Annotated in this window: 24 protein-coding genes and 1 pseudogene; 14 read left to right on the plus strand and 11 right to left on the minus strand. The window is 49.7% G+C overall.

Annotated features, from left to right (window positions below):
• Nucleotides 1-2: 2 nt before the first annotated feature.
• From ACTJKB_RS26160 to ACTJKB_RS26175, 4 genes are all read left to right on the plus strand, one after another.
• Entirely contained in the window at nt 3-1445 is a 1443-nt protein-coding gene (locus ACTJKB_RS26160) for a rhamnulokinase (RefSeq protein WP_440837271.1), read from the plus strand.
• 3 nt (nt 1446-1448) lie between these two features.
• Complete coding sequence (locus ACTJKB_RS26165; RefSeq protein ID WP_440837272.1) at nt 1449-2099, plus strand: class II aldolase/adducin family protein; 651 nt, start codon at nt 1449-1451, stop codon at nt 2097-2099.
• Between the two features lie 16 nt (nt 2100-2115).
• Nucleotides 2116-2547, plus strand: coding sequence for an L-fucose mutarotase (fucU, locus tag ACTJKB_RS26170; RefSeq protein ID WP_440837273.1), 432 nt, complete (start codon nt 2116-2118; stop codon nt 2545-2547).
• 314 nt (nt 2548-2861) lie between these two features.
• On the plus strand, nt 2862-3908 hold the full coding sequence (locus ACTJKB_RS26175) for a Rieske 2Fe-2S domain-containing protein (protein WP_440837274.1): 1047 nt from the start codon (nt 2862-2864) through the stop codon (nt 3906-3908).
• On the opposite strand, the gene ACTJKB_RS26180 is transcribed toward ACTJKB_RS26175, so the two are convergent.
• Nucleotides 3905-4189, minus strand: coding sequence for a hypothetical protein (locus ACTJKB_RS26180; protein ID WP_440837275.1), 285 nt, complete (start codon nt 4187-4189; stop codon nt 3905-3907). The two genes, ACTJKB_RS26175 and ACTJKB_RS26180, sit on opposite strands and share 4 nt — an antisense overlap.
• A 105-nt stretch (nt 4190-4294) precedes the next feature.
• On the opposite strand from ACTJKB_RS26180, the gene ACTJKB_RS26185 reads away from it, so the two are divergent.
• The 4 genes from ACTJKB_RS26185 (at nt 4295) to ACTJKB_RS26200 (ending at nt 8863) form a co-directional block, all read left to right on the plus strand.
• Nucleotides 4295-4768 carry an N-acetyltransferase family protein gene (locus tag ACTJKB_RS26185; RefSeq protein ID WP_440837406.1) on the plus strand — a complete coding sequence of 158 codons (474 nt, stop codon included), beginning with the start codon at nt 4295-4297 and terminating at the stop codon, nt 4766-4768.
• Nucleotides 4769-4870: 102 nt separating this feature from the next.
• Complete coding sequence (locus ACTJKB_RS26190) at nt 4871-5779, plus strand: hypothetical protein (protein WP_440837276.1); 909 nt, start codon at nt 4871-4873, stop codon at nt 5777-5779.
• Nucleotides 5780-5987: 208 nt separating this feature from the next.
• Nucleotides 5988-7856, plus strand: coding sequence for an AAA family ATPase (locus ACTJKB_RS26195; RefSeq protein WP_440837277.1), 1869 nt, complete (start codon nt 5988-5990; stop codon nt 7854-7856).
• Nucleotides 7853-8863 carry a hypothetical protein gene (locus tag ACTJKB_RS26200; RefSeq protein WP_440837278.1) on the plus strand — a complete coding sequence of 337 codons (1011 nt, stop codon included), beginning with the start codon at nt 7853-7855 and terminating at the stop codon, nt 8861-8863. The genes ACTJKB_RS26195 and ACTJKB_RS26200 overlap by 4 nt, the downstream gene beginning before the upstream one ends.
• Nucleotides 8864-9022: 159 nt before the next feature.
• On the opposite strand, the gene thiD is transcribed toward ACTJKB_RS26200, so the two are convergent.
• From thiD to ACTJKB_RS26215, 3 genes are all read right to left on the minus strand, one after another.
• Nucleotides 9023-9835, minus strand: coding sequence for a bifunctional hydroxymethylpyrimidine kinase/phosphomethylpyrimidine kinase (thiD, locus tag ACTJKB_RS26205; protein WP_440837279.1), 813 nt, complete (start codon nt 9833-9835; stop codon nt 9023-9025).
• A gap of 108 nt (nt 9836-9943) precedes the next feature.
• Nucleotides 9944-11395, minus strand: coding sequence for a DUF4850 domain-containing protein (locus ACTJKB_RS26210; protein ID WP_440837280.1), 1452 nt, complete (start codon nt 11393-11395; stop codon nt 9944-9946).
• Nucleotides 11392-11928, minus strand: coding sequence for an RNA polymerase sigma factor (locus ACTJKB_RS26215; protein ID WP_440837281.1), 537 nt, complete (start codon nt 11926-11928; stop codon nt 11392-11394). Before ACTJKB_RS26215 ends, ACTJKB_RS26210 begins: the two co-directional genes overlap by 4 nt.
• A gap of 179 nt (nt 11929-12107) precedes the next feature.
• Between ACTJKB_RS26215 and ACTJKB_RS26220 the strand changes: the two genes are divergently transcribed.
• Nucleotides 12108-13220, plus strand: coding sequence for a glycosyltransferase (locus ACTJKB_RS26220; protein ID WP_440837282.1), 1113 nt, complete (start codon nt 12108-12110; stop codon nt 13218-13220).
• Nucleotides 13221-13322: 102 nt separating this feature from the next.
• Here the strand turns inward: ACTJKB_RS26220 and ACTJKB_RS26225 are convergent, their stop codons facing one another.
• Nucleotides 13323-14675 carry a glycoside hydrolase family 30 protein gene (locus ACTJKB_RS26225; protein WP_440837283.1) on the minus strand — a complete coding sequence of 451 codons (1353 nt, stop codon included), beginning with the start codon at nt 14673-14675 and terminating at the stop codon, nt 13323-13325.
• Between the two features lie 162 nt (nt 14676-14837).
• Here ACTJKB_RS26225 and ACTJKB_RS26230 point away from each other — a divergent pair, with 162 nt between their 5' ends.
• Complete coding sequence (locus ACTJKB_RS26230) at nt 14838-15632, plus strand: AraC family transcriptional regulator (RefSeq protein WP_440837284.1); 795 nt, start codon at nt 14838-14840, stop codon at nt 15630-15632.
• A gap of 65 nt (nt 15633-15697) precedes the next feature.
• On the opposite strand, the pseudogene ACTJKB_RS26235 reads toward ACTJKB_RS26230, so the two are convergent.
• The 3 genes and pseudogenes from ACTJKB_RS26235 to ACTJKB_RS26245 all read right to left on the minus strand — a co-directional run bounded on the left by ACTJKB_RS26235 (nt 15698) and on the right by ACTJKB_RS26245 (nt 18652).
• A pseudogene (locus ACTJKB_RS26235) lies at nt 15698-16465 on the minus strand (SGNH/GDSL hydrolase family protein).
• Nucleotides 16466-16610: 145 nt separating this feature from the next.
• Complete coding sequence (locus ACTJKB_RS26240; RefSeq protein WP_440837285.1) at nt 16611-17717, minus strand: glycosyltransferase family 4 protein; 1107 nt, start codon at nt 17715-17717, stop codon at nt 16611-16613.
• Between the two features lie 158 nt (nt 17718-17875).
• Nucleotides 17876-18652 carry a sugar phosphate isomerase/epimerase family protein gene (locus tag ACTJKB_RS26245; RefSeq protein ID WP_440837286.1) on the minus strand — a complete coding sequence of 259 codons (777 nt, stop codon included), beginning with the start codon at nt 18650-18652 and terminating at the stop codon, nt 17876-17878.
• Nucleotides 18653-18823: 171 nt separating this feature from the next.
• Here ACTJKB_RS26245 and ACTJKB_RS26250 point away from each other — a divergent pair, with 171 nt between their 5' ends.
• On the plus strand, nt 18824-19795 hold the full coding sequence (locus ACTJKB_RS26250) for an acetylxylan esterase (RefSeq protein WP_440837287.1): 972 nt from the start codon (nt 18824-18826) through the stop codon (nt 19793-19795).
• Nucleotides 19796-19900: 105 nt separating this feature from the next.
• Here the strand turns inward: ACTJKB_RS26250 and ACTJKB_RS26255 are convergent, their stop codons facing one another.
• On the minus strand, nt 19901-20989 hold the full coding sequence (locus ACTJKB_RS26255) for a low temperature requirement protein A (protein WP_440837288.1): 1089 nt from the start codon (nt 20987-20989) through the stop codon (nt 19901-19903).
• Nucleotides 20990-21124: 135 nt separating this feature from the next.
• Here ACTJKB_RS26255 and ACTJKB_RS26260 point away from each other — a divergent pair, with 135 nt between their 5' ends.
• Nucleotides 21125-21511: a YkvA family protein gene (locus tag ACTJKB_RS26260; RefSeq protein WP_440837289.1), complete on the plus strand. Its 387-nt coding sequence runs from the start codon at nt 21125-21127 to the stop codon at nt 21509-21511.
• 99 nt (nt 21512-21610) lie between these two features.
• Here the strand turns inward: ACTJKB_RS26260 and ACTJKB_RS26265 are convergent, their stop codons facing one another.
• Nucleotides 21611-21994 carry a winged helix-turn-helix transcriptional regulator gene (locus tag ACTJKB_RS26265; protein ID WP_440837290.1) on the minus strand — a complete coding sequence of 128 codons (384 nt, stop codon included), beginning with the start codon at nt 21992-21994 and terminating at the stop codon, nt 21611-21613.
• Nucleotides 21995-22314: 320 nt separating this feature from the next.
• Between ACTJKB_RS26265 and ACTJKB_RS26270 the strand changes: the two genes are divergently transcribed.
• Together ACTJKB_RS26270 and ACTJKB_RS26275 are read left to right on the plus strand one after the other, a co-directional pair.
• Nucleotides 22315-22725: a CidA/LrgA family protein gene (locus ACTJKB_RS26270; protein ID WP_440837291.1), complete on the plus strand. Its 411-nt coding sequence runs from the start codon at nt 22315-22317 to the stop codon at nt 22723-22725.
• Nucleotides 22722-23411 carry an LrgB family protein gene (locus tag ACTJKB_RS26275; protein ID WP_074103672.1) on the plus strand — a complete coding sequence of 230 codons (690 nt, stop codon included), beginning with the start codon at nt 22722-22724 and terminating at the stop codon, nt 23409-23411. The genes ACTJKB_RS26270 and ACTJKB_RS26275 overlap by 4 nt, the downstream gene beginning before the upstream one ends.
• A 43-nt stretch (nt 23412-23454) precedes the next feature.
• On the opposite strand, the gene arfA is transcribed toward ACTJKB_RS26275, so the two are convergent.
• Nucleotides 23455-24963, minus strand: coding sequence for an arabinosylfuranosidase ArfA (gene arfA, locus ACTJKB_RS26280; RefSeq protein WP_440837292.1), 1509 nt, complete (start codon nt 24961-24963; stop codon nt 23455-23457).
• Nucleotides 24964-25036: the final 73 nt, after the last annotated feature.

The raw sequence follows: 25036 nt of genomic DNA on the forward strand, positions 1-25036 counted from the left end.
GAATGGGCAAGCGGATAAAACTGCTGGCAGTGGATCTCGGGGCAAGCTCGGGAAGAGTGATCCTCGGCACCTATAACGGAAGCAGTATTGTGACAGAGGAGGTTCACCGGTTTGCCAACACGCCGCTGCAGGACAGCGGACATTTGTACTGGAATGTCCCGGCTCTGCTTCAGGAGATCAAGCAGGGAATCAAGCTGGCGTGCCTGGCTCACGGAGAAATAACAAGCCTCAGTGTGGATACCTGGGGAGTAGATTACGGCTACTTGGATCATGCCGGGAAGCTGCTTGATTCTCCGCATCATTACCGGGATCAGCGGATGGGGAAATACCGTAATCGCCTGGAGGAGCTGCTGCCGCCGGAGGAGCAGTTCCGGCTTACCGGCAATCAGCCGGACCCGATCAATACAATTTATCAGCTGTTTGCGGATTTGCAGGAGAACCCGCTGCTTCAGGAGCGTGCTAACCATATTCTCATGATGCCTGACTTGTTCCTGTACCTGCTGTCCGGGACTGCTTCTGCAGAGAAAACCATTCTGAGTACGAGCGGGCTGCTGGACGCCGTTACTGGCGGCCCATCATCTGAGGTTCTCGGCAGGCTGGGAATTCCGGCGGGTCTGATTCCTCTCCGTGTTCAGGCCGGAACGGCCATCGGCAGGCTGTTGCCGGAGCTCTGCGCTGAGCTGGGCTGCGGACCCATCCGCGTTATTGCCGGTGCTTCTCATGATACGGCTTCCGCCGTAGCCTCCATTCCATATGTGGAGAAGGATGGGGCAGCGTTTATCAGCTGCGGTACCTGGTCACTCGTTGGTATGGAAACGAAGGCCCCCGTTCTAACCCCGGCAAGCTATAAATATGGCTTCACGAATGAAAGTTGTTATGGCAGCGGGAACCGGCTGCTTAAGAACATTACCGGCCTGTGGCTGCTGCAGGAAACGCGCAGGACCTGGGCGGAAGCGGGTGAAGTGCTGAGCTTCGGGCAGTTGGCCACACTTGCCGGGAACGAGGGGGCGGCACAATCTTTTATCCACCCAAACGATCCGGTCTTTAGTACGCCGGGAGATATGCCGGGACGTATCGCTGAATACTGCCGGAGTACCGGTCAGCAGGTGCCGGAGACCAAAGGGGCGATGGTCCGCACGATTCTGGAGAGCCTCGCCAAGTCCTATGCGGCTGCGATCCAAGAGCTGGAAGAAATTACTGGAGAAAAGGTCCGTAAGGTTCATATGGTTGGAGGGGGGATTCAGAACAAGCTCCTCTGCCAGTTGACGGCGGACGTTACCGGAAGAGAAATTATAGCCGGTCCCGTCGAAGCCAGTGCGCTCGGCAATCTGCTGGTGCAGCTGACAGCCCTGGGCGAACTGAATTTCAGCCGGGCCGCAGAGATTGTAGCAGCTTCCGAGACCCTGACGGTCTATCGGCCAATAAATGATAATAGAGGAGAATAAACCATGGACGAGCTGGAAAAGAAACTGCGACTGCAGATTTGCGATATCGGAAGAAACCTGTTCAATAAGGATTTTATAGCCGCAAACGATGGTAACATCTCTGCCCGCTTGAGCGCGACTGAAGTGCTTGCGACACCAACCGGGGTCAGCAAAGGCTATCTGGAGCCGCATATGCTGGTCAAAGTCAATCTCGAAGGAGAGATTCTGGAAGCACACGAAGGCTATAGACCTTCAACAGAAGTCAAAATGCATCTGCGGATATACCGGGAGCTTCCTGAGATGAACGGGGTAGTGCATGCGCACCCGCCGTTTGGCACCGCTTTTGCCATTAAAGGGGAAGCGCTCGACAAAATGATGATGCCGGAATCCGTTATCGCTATGGGTGATATTCCTCTGGCTAAATACGGCACACCTTCTACGGAGGAGGTTCCTGATTCCATCATGCCGTTCCTGGGCAAGAAAACAGCCGTGCTGCTGGAAAGCCATGGTGCTCTGTCCTGGGGCAAGGATGTAATGGGTGCGTATATGAACATGGAGCGGCTGGAATACACCGCCAAGCTGACCTTTTTAACCCGCATGATTAACGGGGAACGTGAGCTGCCGCCGGACCGGATTGAAGAGCTGGTGGCGCTGCGGTCCTTCTACGGAATGTAAAGGAGAGTATCTGAACATGCTGAAGAAAATCCCCAAGCTGCTCTCCCCTGAACTTGTGAAAATCATGATGGAGATGGGCCATGGCGATGAGCTGGTGCTCGCAGACGCCAACTTTCCCGGCCATGCGCTGCATTCCCGGGTGATCCGCTGTGACGGCTTAGGCATTCCTGAGCTGCTGGCTGCGGTTCTGGAGCTGCTACCGCTGGATCATTATGCGGATCATCAGGCTGCGCTCATGAGTGTCGTTCCGGGAGATCCTACAGTACCCGTAGTCTGGGATACTTATAAGGAAATCATTTCTGGTTTTGATGAGGATGCGCAGATCTCCCATGAGGAACGCTTTGCTTTCTATACCCGCTCACAAAGTGCGTATGCTATTGTAATTACCGGTGAAGAAGCGCTTTACGGTAATATTATTCTTAAAAAAGGTGTGATTAAGAGCAGTTGATCCTTTTTGACTGTTGGATTGAAATCTTGAATAATCCTGTCAGTAATGGATTCTCCACGTGAGAATGTATTACCGGCAGGATTTTTTTGGTTTTGCGGCCTGCAGGAGTGCCAGGTGTAGAGGCTGTTATGTTATTTTATATGTCATAATGCATAACATTAGAATGATGTTTTTAGTCGAAAATCCAAAAATAAACGATTTATGATTGATTTTTTTAGGGGAACAAGATTAAAATATACACAATAAGTTATATAATCTAACATATAATAAATTACCTTAACGGAGTTTATCGGGTGTGGAGAGGTGGAACGAACATGATAGAGGAAAACAAGAAACTGGTGCAAGAACTCGAGCTTCCCCGTGACTGCACGTTCTCCCCTGAGGACTGGCGGGTCTTAGCTGAATATTGGTACCCGGTCGCCATAGCAGATGAGGTACAGGATAAACCGCTCGCAGTGAAGCTGCTGGATATGAAGCTGGTGTGCTACCGAAGTGAAGGCAAAGTGGTCATCGCGCGTGATCTATGTTTCCACCGGGGAGCACCTCTCAGCAAGGGCTGGGTGGAGAATGGCGAAATTGTCTGCCCGTACCACGGGTTCCGCTATAACTGTGAAGGGAAGTGTACAGCCGTTCCGGCCCATCCCAGCTCCAAAATCTCACCCAAGCTGAAGCTGATCGTGTATCCGGCTGTTGAACGCTACGGCTTGATCTGGACCTGCCTGGGCTCAACACCTGAGCAAATTCCAGCCTTCCCCGGGTGGGAGGATCCGGACTATATGAATATTTTGCCGCCGAGCTTCGATATTGCCGGTTCGTCCGGCCGCCAGATGGAAGGATTCCTCGATGTCTCACATTTCGCTTATGTGCATACAGCAACCTTCGGTGACCGCAACAACACTGAGGTTCCCCAGTACAAGGTTAGACGAGAAGGAAGCGAACTGGTTGCAGAATACTGGAGTACGGTCAGCAATTACGGAAAAGGCCAGGAGAACCCGGCACCGGAAGGCTTCATGTGGCTGCGCGAATTCCGCGTGTTCCCGCCGTTTGCGGCTTCGCTTACCGTCTACTTCCCGGATGAAGGCAGACTCAAAATTCTAAATTGTGCTTCCCCGGTGTCTGCACGATATACCCGGCTCTTCTGTCCGATCTCCAGAAACTTCGACAAGAGCGCACCGGTACAGGATACGATCAACTTTAACCTGCAGGTCTTCGCAGAAGACGCAGAAATGGTGGAGTCGCAGACTCCGGAGGATCTGCCGCTTGATCTGCAGGCAGAAGCACATATTCCGGCGGACCGCACCTCAATTGCTTACCGACAGCTGTTAACGGAACTTGGGCTTGGACGATCTTATACTTCTTAATCATCGAGTGTAGTTTCATTGTATAATACGATTCCCAGATTCGCAGATTCCCCTTCCTGTGCCTGTTCTCCGGAGCAGTGCATAGGAAGGTTTTTTTGTAAATATAGAGTTGGAGCTAGTCTGATGGCCTGATGGCTTGGAGTTAACAAAATGACTAGTCCGCCGGTGATAAAAAAAACTGCATTTTTGACGGGAATTCGCTTAGACTTAAGCTGAACGATACCTGTGACCAGATGAAGCAGAGCATAGACGTAAAAAAGGATAAAAATAGCTGCTAGCATGCGGAAGCCTTTTTTTATTGGTATAGAATGTAGAGGGGCATAAACTTTAACGTGGAGGTAAGGAGCTTGAACAGAGGAGTGGCTAATGATTACTGCATCGCAGCAATGGATGAACAGCAAGCTCGGAAAATAGTGAATTGGGTCTATGAACCGCCATATTCTATCTATAATATGACAGATGATCCCGAAGACATGCAAGAAATTTTGGACGGAACGTATTTCTCGGTGCTTTCCACTGAGGGTGAGCTGATTGGATTCTTTTGTTATGGACAAAATGCTCAGGTTCCAGGGGGCAGGCCGCAGGGTTTGTACATAGGCGATGATGTATTGGATATCGGGCTGGGGATGAGGCCGGATCTGACGGGAAAGGGGAAGGGGCTCGGCTTTGTGCAGGCGGGTTTGGCATTTGGTCAGGCGACGTATGCACCCTCGGGTTTTAGATTAACTGTTGCTGCTTTTAATCAAAGAGCGTTCACACTCTATACTCAAGCAGGCTTTGCGCGTACTACATCTTTCCTGAACAAGAACGGAGAAACGGAACGGGAGTTCATCATCATGGAGCTCGACTGGAGAAAGTAGGTGCATGTCTGATAAAATAGAGAAGTAGAAGCCACAACTATTCCAGACTGTTCCGGCAGCGGCGAAATGCAGGACCGGCATCAACCCAAAGGAGACTTGATTGTGAACGAGAAACTGAAACAAGCCTATGAAAGGTTAGGGTTGCCTGAAACCGTAACCAGAGAGGAATTGGACAAAAGATTCGATCTGCTGCTTAGACGGCGGCGCTCATTGACCAATGAAGCGGAAATCGCAGCGTATGAAGAAGATTTTCAAGCCATCAAATTTATACTGGATTCCAGAGACCAGCAGGAAATTCAGGAGGCTGAAGATCAGCGGCTGGCTAAATACGGCAGTCTTGCCGGCGGAGCGCGGAAATGGGAACGCTTTATGCGGCTCTATAAAACACATGTCATTATTTCTATTATCGCGGTAATCGTACTTGTGTTCGCTGGTAATGCGCTGTATAACAATTGGCAGCACAGAAAGTATCTGGCCTCCCTGCCGCCGGTTGATGCGGAAATTATGTTCATCGGCAATTTTGGTGTGAAGGACAAGGATGGCAAGATGGACGCTCTGAACCAGGCGATTATTGATGAATATCCCGAATGGAAACGGGTGGACACCAGCATTGTATACCTTCCCAAGACCGGCGAGGGTTCTGATACACTGGATATGAACTATATGCAAAAGGCTGTAGTCGAGCTGGCAGCGAACTCACCGGATATTCTGATTCTGGATGAAGCTACACTCAAATGGATCGGCGGCCAGGATGGTTTTCAAAATCTGGAGCCGATTCTGGGAGATGGCAAGATCGCCAAGGATGATCCCCGTCTGAAATGGGGGAAATTAGGGGAGAGTACCGTGGATGAGCTCTACGCTGTAGATATTACAGACTCGAAATTCGTGTCTTCCCTGCCAATCAACCATAACACCCAATCGATAGAAATTGGAGTGCTGGGCGGAGATGAACCTAAGGATAAGATCCTTCAATTCGTGAAGCATATTGCCGAGGAAAACGCTGGTAAGTAAATTTTTCACAAAACAGCGGACTATATATGCAAGGAGGAGCGGCACAGTGGTGCCGCTTTTTTGCTTGGTGATGGGAGAATCGGGAATGAATGCAGGATAGTTTCGAACAGCTGTCGAAATATGGGAATGGCTGAATGATTTTTCAGAAAAAGGGGAACCGACAATGGAGCTTATGTATATGTACATAGAGAATTACAGGAATACATTCATGGAACAAGAATTTAATTTCAGTAGTGAATACAGGTTCAAATATACCAAGGCTACACAGGAGCTGAACGTAGAGAAGAACAACCTGTTCATTCCGGATTTTTTTCAAAGAGCAGAAGAATTGGAAGACGGCAGAGGCAGGATTGTCAATATTACAGGCATTATTGGTAAAAATGGTGCAGGTAAAACGACGGTATTGGATTTTATTAAGGAGAATTTGGTATACGGAGCGGGAGGGCTAAATCAGAAGGCAATAATTATTATTAGGGATGAAAGGGGAACACAGCGCATCTTTTCTCATGTGGAATTGGGGATTTCCAAAGGCAATTACCGCTATTTCAATCTGGAGGATCCCTTGGTATATCATGATGATATGGACACATTTACACACTTGGAAATACATTACTTAGATGAGACTTCTGTCATTTTTTACTCAACCATTTTCGATGCCAAGCAAGAGTTTGAATGGATGGGTATGAGGAATATTTCTACCAACTATCTGGTGAAACAGATCAAAAGACATGCGGTGGAAATGAAGCAGGTTGACCGGGATTTCAGTGAAATTGAGTTATATCGCAGAAGTGAAGTTAAGAAGCAATTGGAGTTTATAAATTCCCAGCGCAGCGGTACAGTTGATCTTCCGATGAAATTGCCTGAATATGCTACTATCACTCCTCGCCTACTCAATCCTGTACTTATTTCTAAAGGGAAACAAGGGGGGCAAGATAAAGGCTATGATAGTTTTGATGCTGAGTTTAATTTTTGGTTGAGAAATTTAGAGCACAGCATGATTGGTAATGAGCGGGTGAAGATGCTATTCAAAAGTGCTATTCTCGGTAACTTTGTGTATGACCTTATGAATTTCCTCTCTATTCACCTGAGTAGTAATTATTTTTATGAACGCGGGTTAGATATGAAGAACACACAAGATCCCTTTGTTCAAATTGATAGATTTGTTATTATCATTCGGGATTTCATAGAATCCATGCCTATCCGAGATGAGGGCTTATTAGAGCTGATCCATAATATAATGCAATTACTCAACAAAATTGATGTTCTCATCAGTTCATACAGTAACGTAGTTTACAGTTCACTCCGATTGCCTTTAGTTCACGGTCTGGACTCGGCAATGACTATTTTGGAGGTTCTGGAGCTCCATAATGCTGCAACCCTTTTTAGCGAATACTTTGAATTTGATTGGGTGGATCTAAGCTCCGGCCAGAAGGCGCTTCTTAGTATGTACAGCAGGTTTTTTTCATTATGTGATGAACAAGAGCGGGCAAGTAATATGCATTTGTCCAAAAATCTGCTTATCCTCATCGACGAAGGCGAGCTGTATTTGCACCCAGAGTGGCAGCGGAACTTTCTTAATAACTTGGTCGAATACCTGCCGAAAATCTATAAAGGTAAAAATATACAGATCATCTTCACTTCCAATTCACCTGTCATTATCTCTGATCTGCCGAATTCGAATCTAATATTTATTGATCGTTCAGAGAAGGGGTGTACCGTAATTGACGGTTTGATTGAGCATAAACAAACCTTTGCCGCCAACATACATACGCTTTATTCGGATGCTTTTTTTATGGAGAAGGGCCTGGTCGGTGAATTTGCCAATAAAAAAATATTGAATCTGATCCATACCATTCATTCTATTGTTGAGAAGGAAGAATTTATCGAAGTGGAGAAGGAACTGGATATATTGATTAGTCAAATAGGGGAGCCGGTTTTGCGGGGGAAACTGCATAGTCTGATGAAAGAGAAACGCGAAAAATATATCAGGTCAGATCGTACGAATCAAGAGCTGATGAATATGATTCGGAACATGCAGCAAGAAATTAATCAATTAAAGCAGGAACGCTCCGAATGATCATCATTAATGCGGATAAAAGTGTGAAAATGGACGAAGTTGAGCATAAACATTTATCTTCGCTGGAAACCAGGGTTAGACGTCTGTTACAAGAATGCCTCCATAAAAAGAAGGCGCACTTTAAGAATGTCTACAGCTATTTGCTGCTTAACGTGGATAAGCTACTTGTAGGTGAACCGGAAGAACTGGACAGGATCATCACGCATATGACAACTAAGCTTAATGTTAATTTCACAAATAAAGGGAATAGAGGCGTTCTATACAGAAACTTGCAGCGGATATTTAATTATAAAGCTTTTGCTGATCGCAGTCTTCCGGCATGGGGAGCATATGCGTTGGTAACGCAGCTGAACGTAAAGATTTGCCCTTACTGCAATCGCCAGTATATCTTTACCGTAAGTAAGGAGCCCAATAAAAAAGGAAAGACCCGGGGCAGGCTGGATCATTTCTATGACAAAGCAACTTACCCTTATCTGGCGCTGTCCCTGTATAACCTGATTCCTTGCTGCGATATATGCAACTCCGACTTGAAAGGCTCTGTGGAGTTCACAACAAGCACACATCTGCATCCATACAAGGAGGAGTTCGGAGATTATTTTAAATTTAGTCTGCAAATGAAGTCCGGAGATACATTACGGCCGGGTGATCCCAGCCAGCTCAATTACTTGAAAGGGATCGGCGATGAATTTGATATTGTAATTAAAGGCAGCAGCATAGATCCCGGGTTAACGCAGCGTGTAGAAAATAATCTGGATATCTTTAAAATCAAGGAACTTTACAATATGCATAAAGATTACATCGTCGATCTGATTAAACAGCGTGTAATGTATTCCGATTCCCGGATCGATGAACTGTATAACCAATACCAGGGCACACTTTTTTCCAGCAGGGAGGATGTGATTCAATCCATTGTTTCTAATTATGTAGGATATGACAATCTGGATAAAAGAGTACTCGCTAAGCTGACCAAAGACATCGCGGAGGAATTGAATCTGAACATTACATAACGAATTCCCAATTGAGGAAGGACTTGATAATAAGAATGGCGGAACTAAAAGGCATTACCCTTATGTTCCGCCATTCTTTTGTATTGCAAAAGCCGAATGCTGTGCAGAATAATCCGCTGCCGAACATAGGTGTATTGCTAGTGAAGGCCTCTCCCGGTGTTAACGCTCCAGCCGGTAGCCGCCGTGAAAGACAGGGCCGACATATTGGTTGAATGCGTAACCGCTGCGGATGGCTGCGGAGACGAAATCCTTGGCTTTTACGACAGCATCATGTACGGATAAGCCGCCTGCCAAGCCACCTGTGATAGCCGCCGCAAAGGTGCAGCCTGCACCGTGGTTGTAGGCTGGTTCGATTTTGGCTGTTTCCAGTACGGTATATTCAGAGCCGTCGAAGAACACATCGATTGCCAGATCACCGCCCAGCGCTTTACCGCCCTTGACGACGACATTCTTCGTGCCAAGCCCATGAATCAGGCGTGCCGCTTCTTTCATTTCGTCAATGGAGGTCAGCTTGCCCAGCCCGGAAAGGACACCTGCTTCGAACAGATTGGGTGTCGCCACCGTAGCCAAAGGGAGCAGCAGATCGCGGATGGCATTTGCGCTTTCCGGGTTGAGAACCTCATCTTCTCCCTTGCAGACCATAACCGGATCAATAACCACGTTGGTCTGAAGGTTGTCCTTGATCGCTTTTTCCACAACCTGCACAATATCTACACTGCCCAGCATTCCGGTCTTCATGGCGTCTACAGGACCGCCTGCAAACACTGTTTTCAGCTGCTCCGCAACAATTGCTGCATCAATCGGATAGACATTGTGATGCCATCCGTTATCCGGGTCCATCGTAACAATAGTCGTCAATGCGCTGAAGCCGTAAGTGCCATACTCCTCAAAGGTTTTAAGGTCGGCCTGAATACCGGCACCTCCGCTGGAGTCACTTCCGGCAATGGTTAGAGTCTTAATAATTTTTGACAAAGCGAACGTCCCCTTCTGGTATATGAATAGGTACTGCGCAACTCTACGACATTATAACAAAAATCATTCCCTATGTCCGCACTCCGTGTAAGGTTTTGAGCGACAAGCCTATTCCTTGTCAGTGTCCAGGCTGCTTAGCGCTGTCTTGATGGCTTTGTCGTATTGGAAAGGCTCTGGGTTGTCGCCGCCCATCCAGTACACCACAAGAAATTTCCCGCCTCTGAAGGCATGAGGGTAAATCCGAGCTCCTCCGTCGTAGGTCGTCCGGTTGATCGCAAGCTTCAGCGCGTCCAGCCCGGCGGCGCATTCCCCGGCATTATCGTAGGTATAGACGGACAGGCGGTCCGGGCGCACCGGAGTATCGGTCTTGTCGATCAGCAGCTCATCCGGCCATCTGCCAGCGAGCTCTTTTTTGAACAAATGCTCCTCGGTGTCCAGCACACGGCTCAGCCTCATCCCCCGCTGTTCCAGAGCCAGGTAGAGTGATTCTGTTGTATTTCCTGTATCACCTACGGCAGATTCTGTATTAGGGACAGCAGGAAGGAGTAGAGGACCATGATAAGTTGTGAAATAGCTCAGAATGGTGTCGATCATGTCCTGTCCGAATGAGCCGGGAGAGGCGGTCAGCTCCAGCTTGCGGAAAAGGTAACCCCATTCCCCCTCCTCATAGTAGGCAACTCCATCCGCTTGATATCCCTTTGCTTCCGCAGCTACTGTATACCGCACGGTCCGGGCATCCGGACCTTCGGCTCCCATCACCTGCTGCCGGGTGAATTCCTGAGGGGCAATGGTCATACCATATTCATCTGCCCAATCGGCTTTGCCGGGGATGTATGTGCCGATATCGCCCACGGCGCAGCCTTGACAGCCCCAGGCGTTATCCGAATATTGCAAGGTCTGCTGCGGATCTTTCGGATCTTCAAAGGTGACACCATAGGAGCCGTTGGCTCCGGTGATAGCTGATGCTGTCCAGCCTGTAGGTGCCAGCAGCATATATGCACTGCCGGTATCGGCCCGGAAGACAAGCGCCGCCTGAAGTTTGCCTTCCATGTCAGGAGGAAGCGGGTAAGTCATATCTGGCAGCGGCGGTAAAGTTTCATATGTCTCGCCGCCCTCCAGAGCTGGAACGGAGATCATGGCAGTCAGCGGGAGGGATATTTCCGCATGCCCCTCTTCCGAAGAAGGGAAGGAGACCATAGCTTCATAGTTGCTGGCAATACCAACTGTCCGGTCATTGTTAGGGCTCCTTTGAGCGCTGCCCGCCTGGGCGTCCTCCAATATTCCGTTGTCCTGCGAATTGACGGCAGGAGTGACAGCCGGAGTGACAGCTGCAATGGTGGATTCAGCAGATTTGCCGGGCTCCCAGCTGCTGTAACCCAGCCATAAGATTATTGCGGCTAGCGGCAGCAGCACAGCTGCGTAGCCCCAGTTCTTGAACTGCTTGTGTCGCTGTGTTCTCAGGCGTTCTTCGACATTCTGTCTCATTTGCGGCGTGAACTGTGTACCGTCAAAAGGTTTCTCCTTCAATTGTTTTTCCCAATCCTCAGGCGATGTGCTCATGATCTTCCCAGCTCCTTCTCCCAGCATTCGTTCGCTTGTTGCCTTGCCCGGTGTAGTCTCGATTTGGCCGCAGAGAGTGAGATTCCCAGTAGTCCGGATAATTCCTCCATACTCAGCCCATAGTGGGCGTAGAGCATCAGCACCTCTCTATGCTTGCGGGGCAGCTGCAGGACTATCCTCCATACCTCACTGCTCAGGGATTGCTGCAAAAACACCTCTTCGGCAGACGGGCTGGAAGAATCTTTGCCAATGTTATCCCGCAAGGTTACCCGCCGGATAAAGCTGCTGCTCCGGTAGGTGAGCCAACGGGTTCGGGTAATCTGCAGCAGCCAGGTTCTGACCGCGGCTTCACCGCGGAAAGTATTCATATATTTGTAGGCCCGGATGAAGGTCTCCTGGGCAATATCATCGGCGGCGCTTCTGCTGCGTGCAAGGTAATAGGCATAGTTCCATACATCTTCGCCATAATGCTCCATCAGTGTCTGCAATGCGGCGGCGGTCATGGTGGCCGATTCATTCGTTACGATAGACATGCTGTCCCCCCTTGTTCTCTACTGTATTGACCCCTGCATTACAGGGAAAGTTTCTTTTTTTGGTAAAAAATATTACGCAAAAAAATTGGCGCAGGCGAAAGGGAGCTGTGGGTTAGAGGAGGGGTTCCATTTGGCTCCATCCGCATATCCATATAGAAGTATAACGTTAGGAGGCTGCCATGATTGAAATCAGCTTATGCATGATCGTCCGCAACGAAGAGAACAGCCTGCCCCGCTGCTTATCTTCGGTAGCATCCATCGTGGATGAGATCATTATCGTTGATACGGGGTCAACAGACCGGACCCAAGAAATCGCCGCGTCCTTTGGTGCAGTAATTTATGATTTTACCTGGATTGAGGATTTCTCGGCGGCCCGTAACTTTGCCTTCAGCAAGGCCACCAAGGATTATATTCTGTGGCTGGATGCCGATGATTATCTGAAGGACGGAGATCAGGAGCTTTTCAGAGCACTCAAGCACAGCCTTTCGGAGCATATCGACAGTGTAAATATGCAGTATAATCTGGCCTTTGATGCCGCAGGCCATGTGATTACGTCACTCCGCCGCAACCGGCTGGTCCGCCGCAGCTGTAATTTCAAGTGGATAGGGCCTGTGCATGAGTATCTGGAGGTCTACGGGCCATCCTTCAGCAGTGATGTCTGTATCACCCATGATAAAGACAAAGCCTTTACGGACCGCAATCTGCGGATCTACCAGAAACGGGCCGCTGCCGGGGAGGTATTCTCACCACGCGACCAGTTCTATTACGCCAATGAGCTACGCGACCACGGGAGGAATGAGGAAGCTTGCGAATACTACAATCTTTTTCTGAAAGGGGGCCGGGGCTGGATCGAGGATAATTACCAGGCCTGCATTCGTCTGGCTGAGTGCATGGAACGGCTGGGGAATAAGGAGGGGGCTTTTGAAGCGCTTTGCCTGACTCTGAAAGTTGACAAGCCACGGCCCGAATTCTGCTGCAGGCTGGCGGCCTGGCACCTGGAGAAGAACCAGCTGCTGCAGGCAATCTACTGGTATGAGCTGGCTGTGATGCTCCCCCGGAACAGTGATTCCATGGGTATGCGGAATGAAGTCTACAGCACCTGGCTTCCGAATCTGCAGCTGGCCTTATGCTATGATCGGCTCGGACAACATGAGAAGGCAAACCGGTTCAATGAAACGGCACTTCGTTATCACCCCACCCATCCCAGCATGCTGTTCAACCGGAATTATTTCAAAAACCTGCTCGGTCCCAAATATGTTGAGCTTGAGGCATTTCCAGATCAGGCTGAATAAGAGCGGCTTGCCTTCCTTAAGTGCTCCGCCCAACCTGGCTGCCGATTTCCCCAAACACACAAATCCCACTTGAGATCAGGCCTCAAGTGGGATTGTTCTGCTTTACTGGAATAGCAGTGTCTGAATCGCGTGAGCCGGGATAATGTTCTCAGCCAGCTCACCCTTGAATCTCAGGGTAAACGGCAGTTCGCTGTCCGTGCGGTTCAGCACAATAACGGCATAGGTTCCGTCCGGATTGCGGAAGGCGGTGGTCTCCAATTTGTCGGTATATTTGGAGCTGCCGACCCGGACTGCGCCTGGACGGATAAATTTACTGAAATGACCGATGTAGTAGTAGGAGCTCTCGTAAATCACTTCATCTTTGGTGGTGTCCCCGATAATCGGAGCATCGCAGAAGTTACCTACATGGTTCGGACCTCCTTGTTCATCCAGGACGATATTCCAGTCGGTCCAGCAGGACATCCAATGATTCAGGTTGCCGATGATGTCATGACCATAGCGTTCTCCTGTATTCCAGGAGCCAAGATGAACGCCGCCTTCCTGGCAGCCTTCGCTGAAGAACAGCTTTTTATCCGGGAAACGGTCATGAACTGCACTGAGTGCTTCAAAATGATCACCGGAATACCAGTGGAAGCAAATGCCCCAAATGTACTTGGAAGCGGCCTGATCTTCAAAAGCGGCCTTCGCCCGCTCGTACACGCGTTCCTTATTGTGATCCCAAACCAAAACTTTGACATGGGACAAGCCGGCTGCTTCTAAGGCAGGGCCGAGATCATCGCGGACGAAATCCTTTTCCTCTTCAGCAGTGTAAATACAGGAGTCCCAGATCTGTGCAGCCTTGGCTTCATTCTGTACGCTGACCGCCCAAATATCGATTCCTGCTTCGGCATAGGCCTGGATGTATTTCACGAACAGATTTGCCCAGGCTTGTCTATACTCCGGCTTCAGCTTGCCGCCGTTATTCATTTCACCGTTGGTTTTCATGAATGCCGGAGGACTCCACGGGGAGGAGAACAGCCGGAAGCTGTCACCGACAGAAGACGCTGCCCGCTGAATCAGTGGCAGGATCGATTCCTGGTCTCTGGAAATATTGAAGGAGGAGAGCTCAGGATCGGTGCCTTCGACATATGCATAGTTACCTTTGGAGAAGTCACAGCTCTGGATATGTGAACGGCACAGGGTGTAACCGATCCCATGATCGGGGTGAAAATAGGCATCGATGATCTCCTGCTGCTTCCCTGGACTGAGCTTGGCCAGAGTTACAGCTGAAGCTTCGGTCAATGCTCCGCCGAACCCCTCGATAACCTGGTATTCCAGATCCTCATAAATATTAATGAGCTCATTTTCCTTCTCAGCGGAATCCGGCTGAAAGGTCAGGGCTTCCAGTTCGGTTAACCGGTCTCCGGTCTCCTTGGCTGTCTGAATGACGCGAACGGTTGAATGGGTTATAGTCATAACTGTACAGAACCTCCTGAAAGTATTGTTGATTTTTGATTTAGGACGGCATCGCCGTATCTTCTTGATTATAGAAGGTATTCTAGTGGTTTTTGAAGAAACTATATGGTTAAGAACCTCAACGATCTGGTCGTTAGGCGTATAACTGAAAGGGGGAAGACCATGGAATCACCCGGTGTTCATATTCAACTCAGCTCCTTCTCCCGGCATATCCAGCCCTTCTGGCAACCCTTCCGTGAGGGACTGGATACTTATATCATAAGGCTTCAGGCCGAGGGGGAGTCGGAGGCTCTCATTGACGGAGAGATGGTTGCTGTGCTGCCCGGAGACCTGCTGCTGTTCCGTCCCGGTGAAGTATACGATCTGAGAATAGGCGAGAAGGAGAGCCCGTTGGGTTTCAGCGCGGATTATTACGTCATGTGCACGGGGGAGTGGGTGGACAACTGGTGGAATAAGCAGGAGCGGCCCAAGAAAACGCGAATCGCTGAGGACGGCAAGCTGCAGAGCGTCTGGAAGCAGCTGATTCTGGAGAAACGGCGGCTGGACGGAGGCAGCCCGGAAATTCTCGAAGCCCTGTTTAAGGCACTTTGCCTTCTGCTGGACCGCGCAATTGCCGAAGCGCCCGTAGGTCCTTCGGCATCGCTGCTGCTCGGATTGAAGATGAAGAATTACATAGAAGAGCATGCCACTTCGCTGATCAGGCTGGAGGATGTTGCCCGCCACGCAGGTGTAAGTGTCACCCGGGCGGTTCATCTGTTCAAAGCGAAGTTTGGCTATTCGATTATGCAGTACGCCGGGCAAATACGCCTGGCGATGGCCCTGCAGCTGATGGACAACAGCAACTATACGCTGGAACGGATTGCAGAGGAAACGGGCTTTGGCAGTTATACTTATTTTCATAGAGTTTTTCGTGAACGATACGGCGTAGCCCCCGGAGTGTACCGCAAACGTTCCTGAACGCAATAAAAAGCCCGCAGCACATATTCGAATATGCTACGGGCCGGGCCTTGTCTATGGTTTTTCTAATGGTTGTGCAGAGCCAGTCCCTTGCTGTCCAGCAGCAGCTGAGGTTCGCTGCTGGAGATGAACTCCAGTACCTTGTCATAGATAATGCGGTGTCCTGCCCGGTTGGGATGAATCCCGTCGCGGCAGATGAATTCCGTATAATCCGGCTGCTGAAGGAAGGCACCGCGAACATCAATAATTTTCGTCTTCGTACTCTCCGCGACCTTGATAATCGTGGAATTGTACCTTTCCTGCCACCAGTAGATCTTCGTGACACTGCCGAGGAATTTCAAAATGCTCTCTTCCGAAGCCGGATTGTTTCCACTGACCTATTTGAAATAGTTGTCCGCATTTAGGGGTGGCAGACTCATTAGAATCGGCATGATCCCTTGATTTCTCAGGAAATCGATCATATCCCTGAGCATACTTTCGAATGCCGAGAAATCGGTCTTGGGATTATGCTCGGCCTCCGGATGACTTACAATGTCTTCCCAGTTGAAATCGCAGTCATTCCCCCCGTATTCAATGAGCACCATATCCGGCTTCTCCTTCAGCACATCCCGTTTCAGATTGCCGAAGCCTTTGAGCAGCGTATTGCCGAACCTGGCGGTGTTGCGCAATGCTCCCTTCAGCTTCCCTTGCAGCAGTGAGACGTAATTATCCTCCAGGATAACATATTTGCTTCTGCCTTCATCATAGACTACACCTTTCGAGATGGAGTCTCCGCTGACCATATATTTATACTCAAACCCTGCAGCTGCCAAACGACCTTCATTCCTATGCATGGTCTCACCTCCGAAACTATATTGTACTTAATCTTAGTGTAAACCATTCATGAAGGCATTGCCTATGTATAAACGTCACGGGTTACGCCAAACAAGCAGCTGCGAATCCGTTAAATCGGACGCAGCTGCTGCATTTTAGTTTGGGCTACAGGCCTTTGTACAATTTATAGCCGGCCAATCGGCGCAATAATGGAGTTCGGGTAGACTCATTCTGGTGAATATCCTGTACAAACCGCATTACCGCCTGCTCCAGACTAGTTACACTGTTATCCCAGGTCCAGGCCAAGGAATCAGCTTCCCCTTGTTCCGCTAAACGGGTTCTGAGCGGAGTGTCATAGATCAGGCGCACTACATCTTGAGCAAGCCGGTTCTCGTAGCGGTAGGAGAGCAGGCAATTATCACCGTGACGGGCATACTGGAGATTTCCCCCGGAATATACGGATACCAGAGCAGCCCCGCAGCGCATGGCTTCCAGTCCTGGGAGAGAACCGGCATCGAAGGCGCTGGCGCTGACAAAAATATCAGCTCCGTTATAATGATAGCAGAGCTCTTCATCATTCTTCGGGGTGAAAAAGCGGTATTTTCCCCCGTTATTCATCTTCTGCAAAGATTCCGAGCTATAGAATTCATCCGGCGGACAGATGAAGTTGATGTTCACCTGTGGCGCGTTATGTTTGACGATGTCAAGCTGATTCAACAGATAGTCCTGCTCACGGTGCGAGGCAAATCCATTCTCTTCCTTGCGCAGAATTGCCGTAATATTGAGCGGCTCCTGCAGCATATGGCGGATATGCTGGTTGCGAAACGCCGTACTGATGCCTATAGGTACAATGCTCCCGGTTATGCCATGGCTCAGCGCTATTAATTCCTGCTGCCACCGGGATAATACAAGCAGCTTGTCAGTGATATGATAGGTAGGGAAAGATACCTCGTTCCCCGGCAGGAAAAGCGGTTCGTAACATAAAGATAGGCGGATATGCATACCTTTACCCTTTTGACTTGCAGCCTCCGATACCGGGACAGTCGTATAGAAATTAGATACGATCATATCACTGACGGGAAAATCAGACTCTCTCAGCACCGTGTGATCCGTACGCAGCACCTGGGAATGGACATTATAGGAGATGTCGCCACCAGAAGGCATGAGGATCACGACTTCATGGCCCCGGGCGGTGAGTCCGTTGGTGAGTTCTACCAGCATGCGCTGCGCCCCGCCATGGCACAAGGTTAGAATGGGGAATGTAAACCTCATCGATGATCTCTTCCCTTCTACAATGAAGCTGCAAAATAGCGAATACAGATTATGTATACTATTTTATTCAGCGGAAACTGAAAAGTACCAGGTCTGAAGGCACTAATTCTTCAGCCGACATTAAGAAGAGAATGCAGACAACCACTGAACTGAAAGCATTATGACGGATGCCTGCTCAGGCTCTCAAGCAGGGCTACCGTGTTGCGGATTTCCGGGCCTTGAATATCCTCAAGCGAGACATCGATCATCGGCTTGCGGGCCTGGAGCTTATTCAGAAACTCTGCCGTATGGAATAATCCCCGGCCTGCCTGGCCATGGCGGATACGGGCACCTTCGGCATACATATCTTTCAGATGGGCAAGGATGATCCGGTCTCCGAACAGGCTGAATGCTTCGTCTACGATCTCATCCTGCCGCTCCACTTGGTCCCCGATCAGGTTGCAGGGATCAAAGACTACACCAATAGAGCTGGAAGGGACTTCGTCGAGAATCCGGCGCATTTTGGCCGGAGTGGATAAGGTATGGGTTCTTACAGGCTCAAGCCCAAGGAACACTCCCCATTTCTCTGCTTCCTCGGCCAGTTCCAGAACGGTGGCCCGGAGGGTCTCCCAGCCCAGTTCCTCATACCGGTGGGGCTCAAATTCTGCAAAAGTGGTTAACTCACCGGTCTCCGTAGCGACCATCGGTGCGCCGAACAGCCGGGCATATCGCAAATGCTCCTTGAACCGTTCGATCTCCTGCCGGCGGATAGCCGGGTCGGGATGAATCGGATTGATGTAACAACCGAGCACACCGATACGGATTCCCGCCCGGTCAAACTGTTCGCCGATATAATTGGCAAGCCCCGGACTAAGCTTTCCGGTTGAGGTGTCGATATCCTGTATGGCTTTGGACAAAGCCAACTGGACAAAACTGATTCCGTAATCTTGAAGCACAGCTGTAAGCTCTTTAAGCGGCAAACAGCCTGCGGTGTGAGCTAAAGTTCCGTAACGGATGAGAAACAACTCCTTTTGAAAAATATGGATTTGTATTAGTATTAACTTTATATTAATAGCGCTTTCAGTTACTTGCAATGGTAAAGCGCTGACAGAATAGGAGAGAATGTAATGAACACGATAGAGCAGCGCAAGCAGGAATTGGAGAACTGCCGGCCTGAACCGACTTTGGAACTGGGGAAAGTTAACGAATTTTGGGATGGCATCCTTGCAGAGTATGCCGGCAAACCTCTGGATATGATTTCAGTTCCTGAAGCGACGCCGTACCCGGGAATGCGGGTGGACAAAGTCAGCTTTCAGAGCTTTGACGATACGAGGGTCAATGCCTGGCATATTCAGCCTGCACAGGCTGGAGAGAGCGGGGAGCGGCTTCCTTGTATCGTTACGTTCCCCGGCTATACCGGTGATAGAGGATATCCGGAGCGGTACGCCTCATGGGTGCTGTTAGGCTATTCCGTTCTGGCCGTGGATGTAAGGGGACAGCTTGGAGAGACCGGCAACCTGTTGCCGATGGAGAACGGAGTGGTAAAAGGCTGGATTACCCAGGGTCTTCTGGAGAAGGAACGCTCCTATTATATGGGGGTCGCCATGGATACCGTCAGGGCTTTGGAAACGGCGGCACAGCTTCCGGGAGTAGACCCGTCCCGTATTGCGATTACGGGCAGCAGCCAGGGCGGGGGGATTGCACTGCTGGCAGGAGCGCTGAGCACCCGGGTCGCCGCTGTTGCCGCAGATATTCCCAACCTGTGCCGGCTGGATTTCGGCGTGCTGAATTCAACCAGCTCCCTGACGGAAATCGGCGCTTATGTGAGAAGGTATCCTGAGCATCTTGAGCAGGTGCTGGATACGCTTGCTTATTTCGATATCGTGAACCTGGCACCGCGGATTACGGTTCCGGTTCTTATCTCTGTCGGCTGGAAGGATTCGGTATGCATGCCCGAAACCGTATATGCCGCTTACAACCGCTTGGAGTCGGCTAAGCAGATTATGGACTATCCATTTTCCGGACATGAAGTGAGTGAATACCATAACCGCCAGAAGGTTTTGTTTTTGCAGAAGCATCTGGGTCAGGCGGAACACTAGAACGGGAAGCGGTTAGTGTGAGAACTAAGGGGCGCCACAGCATATGCAGCTGTGGCGCCCCTTGTCTTTTGAGAAGCTATTTAACCGGTTAAGGAGGAAATGTCTTTAGGTTGTGATTTTGGCATAGACGGCAAAGAACAGCGCAAGTTCTCCCATGATCATCACATTCGGCACATGAACCACCATGTCCAGAATGTAAAAGCAGACGAGGATCGCTGTCAGCACCCCCAGATGAACGATTCCCAGCTGATGCTGCTTATGCCGGTAGACATGAAAGACCATGGTTGTGGAAGCAAAATAGAGCAGCACAGAGACGAAGATCAGATTCATCATCAGTTCATAATGCAGTTTGTTCAGGAACAGCAGCTGGATCGAGGCAGCCAGCATGCATAGCGACAGAAAGATGAACAAATGTCCGTAAATGATCGTCTGTCCGGCGGTATGGACATTTTTATCCACTTTTTTCTCCAGGTTGTCATAGTACTGCCACCACATGGCGATGATCAGAACAAAGGTCAGGGCTGCGAAGCTGATAGATTGCAGGGTCCAGGCGCTCGACTGCAGCACGGCCAGAATGCTGACCACAGATTCCCCGAGCAAAATCAGCGCAAACAGGGAGAAACGCTCCAACAGATGATGTGTATTGGCCGGAGTTTTGACCAGTATTTTTCGGCCCAGTAACGGCAGGAGTATGTCGAGGGCGATCCCCGCGTACAGCACCAGGTAACGAACCCAGGAATCGAAGAACAGGGAACAGGCGGAAATCACCAGCCCCACCCAAAAACGGGTACCCAAATAATGAGCGGTCGCCCTCAGATGCCCATTCTCCTTGGTACGAACGAAAAGATACTGTACTGCAGTCATTGCACGGAGGCCAACGTAGCCTATCAGAAACGAATAATAGGTCTGATCGAAATCCAAAGATAGGCTGGCCGTCATAATTAACACAAAGAATAGTTGGATAATCAGAAAAATCCGGTGAGAGACAATATCCTGCCCATAGCGGTTGACAAACAGCGTCTGTCCTACCCAGGCCCACCAAATGGGGATGAAAATAAGTACGAATTTGCCTAGCGTCTCTAAAGAGAGTGTTTCGTCCTCTACATGCAGCAGCACATGGCTGGCTTTGGACACCGCGGCCACAAACAGCAGATCATAGAAGAGCTCCAGCCAGGTTACTTTTTTTGCAGTCATATAATGCTCCTTTGCTGTTCGGATGTTTTCGGGTCTGTCGTCTGTTTACCCGGAGCGTTCCAGGTTATATGTTATAATAAAGGCTCATTCCGGGTGAACGCAAGGCAGTCTGATTATTAAAGGAGGAACCCGCAGATGGAGAAGGAGAAGGACAGTAGCAAGCTTCCTGCGGAACTTGCAGTGAAGAATTACCAATACAGTGAGAAGAATGAACAGCTTGTAAAAAAAAGCTTCTGGAGCAAGACCCGAAAGTTTGCTGGTAAAATCCCGTTTACCAAAGACGCGGTGGCCATGTATTACTGTGCCATTGATGCCAAAACCCCTTTGTGGGCTAAAGGAATTGCCTTCGGCGCGCTGGCTTATTTCATTTCCCCCATTGATGCGATTCCGGATGCGCTGATTGGCCTCGGTCTTACCGATGACGCCGCTATTATTGCAGCAGGGGTAAGAGCAATAGCCGGACAGGTAACCGATGAACACCGTCAGAAGTCAGAGGCATTTTTTGAGCAGGAAACCTTATAATAACCCCACACATTGGGGCAATGGCTGCATAGCTTGTTCATGACCTTTGCGGGCACACGATATAGATGTTACGAAAAAAGGTGCAGCCAAAGCTGCACCTCACAGACTCTCCACCGGACAGCTTTCTTTGGAGAGCTGTTTGCTCTGGTATTCTTCGCCCCAATCCTTCATCAGCCGGATAATGGGAATGAGCGTGCGGCCGAACTCCGTCAGGGAGTATTCCACCTTTGGGGGAACCTGCTGATAGACTTCGCGGTGGACAACGCCATCCTCTTCCAGCTCGCGCAGCTGCAGGGTCAGCATGCGTTGAGTGATTCCGGGACAGATCCGGCGGAATTCGCTGAACCGTTTCTTATCCTCCATCATGTGGTACAACAGCACACCCTTCCATTTGCCGCCGATAACGTCAAGAGTGAACTCAACAGGGCAGGCTGCCTTATTGTCCCCTGGACATTCACCGAATCCGCCTTTACGGTCACGCATAAACAGTGCCACTCCTTCAGTATCATTTTGTATACTACATTTCAATAATGTGTGTACTTCCTAAACGGTAATATATCTCTTAATATAACCGTGTGAACTTCATACAGTCAATCGTGTACGGGATGAAAAAAAACTGCTCTGCCGGCGGCTGCGTTCTGCAACGTGCCTTCCTGCAAAGCAGTTTTTTGGTGTGCGATAGTCCTGAAAATACATAAAAGCTTCGAAAAAGAATTGAAAACTTGCTGAAAATTCTGATAGTCTAATGAAGTGAGCCTTTTTTTAACGGATTATCATTTCAAGATTGAAGGGATTCCTGCAGTATGAAAATCATTCGTATTATTGCCCAGGTTGCAGTGTTGTACATATTCTTTCTTGCCGGAGATTACTTGCAGAAACTGCTGCATTTACCGGTCCCGGGCAGCATTGTCGGGTTGCTGCTTCTTTTTGTTTTGTTGCTGTTCAACATTGTCCCAGTGAAGCTGATTGAAGAAGGATCCTTGTTCATTCTGGCCTATCTTCCGATGTTCTTCATCCCGGCGACTGCCGGAATTATGAACCACCTGGATATATTCAGCGGCCGCGGGCTGCTGATGATTGGCATACTGGTTGTTAGCAGTGTATTAACCATGGTTGTGACGGCGCATTCCAGCGAGTGGATTACGGGCCGCCGTGCAGCCCGCAGCCATCACACTAAACTAACGGTTGTGCGCGAAAAGGGGAGCGAAGCATGAATATTTTGCTTGCTGCCGGCTTCGTTCTGATGAATGTTGGGATCTATCTGTTCATGTCCATGCTTTACAAACGGTTTCGCCTTCCCGTGCTTCTGCCGGCACTGACTGCGACGTTTACAGTAGTAGTTCTCCTGCTTGGCTTTCATATTTCCTATGACACCTATATGATCGGTGGAGAATGGATCAACCGCCTGCTCGGACCGGCAGTTGTATCTCTTGCCTATCCGCTCTATAAGCAGCGTCATGTGCTGTGGCAGAACCTTCCGGCCATTCTCGGCGGGACGGTTATCGGCCTGCTGGTAGGCATGTTCAGCGGATTGCTGATGGCCGCGGGTCTGGGCTTTTCCAAACTGTATGTGCTCTCGATATTGCCCAAATCCATTACGACAGCCGTAGCGATCCAGATTTCCAGCAACCTCGGCGGTGACTCGTCCTTAACCTCCGTATTCGTGATGATTGCCGGATTTACCGGAGCGATTGGCGGACCCTATATTATCAAGCTGTTCAGAATCCGCAGTGAATCCGGTATCGGCATTGGCCTGGGTACTGCCTCTCACGCCCTGGGTACAGCAAAAGCCCTGGAGTACGGTGAGCAGTCAGTGTCCATGAGTTCGGTAGCTATGACGGTCTGTGCGATCGTAGGTTCCATAGTGGGGCCTTTAGTGGCCTGGGTCATGTACCACTAAAGAATCTCTGAAAAACCCCTGGAAAATCACTAAAAGTTGCCTCTTAATTTTCTACACGGAGCCGGATTACATTCCACGAAGCTTTGGACAGCAGGGCGGTGATACGGCCGTCCTCTGCCGAAGCTGTTCCCCGGTCATGCGGAAGCACGTTGCCCGGACTTGCCTTGGTGTTTGCCGCCTGAAGATCTTCATGATCCATAACGGTATGCTGGATGACTGTAGTCTTCCCGAAGCTGCGGAGATCCACGGTAAACTCCATTCCTTCAGTCAAATGGCGGTTTACAGCAAAAACTGTAATCTCGCTGAGCTCCTCGTTATATACACTCACTGCTTCCAGGTAAGGGACATCTGTAAAATCCTTGGAATCATATTTCGGACTGGAAATGAGTGGATGAAGCACCGTTCCCCGGCCGTAAAGAGAAGCATGCATGTAAGGATAGTAGGTGGTCTGGAGCCACAACGGGCCGCCGTTTTCAGTCGAAATCGGTGCGATGGTATTGATCAGCTGGGCGATGCAAGCCATCTTCACCCGGTCCGCATGCTTCAGCAGGCTGATGAGGCAGCAGCCCACAACCAGCGCATCCTCCATATTATAGACATCCTCGAATTCCGGCGGGGCAACCTGCCAATGCGTCTCCATCCGGCTTTCTCCCTGTGATTTCCACACATTCCATTCATCCAAAGACAGATAAATTTTCTTTTTGCTCTTCTTTTTCGCTTTGATATAATCGCAAATCGCTGCCACGCTGTCGATGAACTGGTCGAGATCCAGTGACTTGGCCAGGAAATTGGGGGTGTCACCCACATTATTGTTGTAGTAAGTATGCAGCGACAGGAAATCCACATTGTCATAAGTCAGATCGAGAACAGTTGCTTCCCATTCGGCAAAAGTGCTCATACCACTTCCCGAGCTTCCGCATGCAACGAACTCCAGCGAAGGGTCCACCCAGCGCATAGCTTTGGCGGTTTCATTGGCAAGCCGTCCGTATTCTACAGCAGTTTTGGCACCGATTTGCCAAGGTCCGTCCATTTCATTGCCGAGGCACCAGGTTTTGAAACGGTGAGGCGCTTCTACCCCGTGGGAGATCCGCAGGTCGCTCCAATAAGAGCCGGAGGGATGGTTGCAGTATTCAACCAGATTTCTGGCAGCGTCAATGCCGCGGGTACCCAAATTCACAGCCATCATGACCTCAGAACCGGCTAGCTTGGCCCATTCTGCGAATTCATTCGTGCCCATTTGATTGGTTTCGGTGGTCCACCAGGCCAATTCAAGCGATTGCTTGCGTTCTGACTTGGGGCCAACTCCATCTTCCCAATTATAGCCGGAGACAAAATTACCGCCCGGGTAACGGATAATCGGAACATTCAGTGCTTTGACAGCATTCAGAACATCTTGCCGAAATCCATTCTGGTCTGCCGTAGGGTGTCCGGGTTCATAGATTCCTCCATATACAGCCCGGCCCAGATGCTCGATGAATGAACCGTATAGGCGGGGGTCTACCTCTGCCAGCTGGAAGTCTTTGTCGACAATCATAGATGCTTTAATAGTCATAAATGAATTGCTCCTTTGCAGAATTAATATAAATATTAATTGAGTATCTTTTTTATTAATTACATCATACGAA

This window comes from Paenibacillus sp. 22594, assembly GCF_052044425.1.
Taxonomy (GTDB): Bacteria; Bacillota; Bacilli; order Paenibacillales; family Paenibacillaceae; genus Paenibacillus_AQ.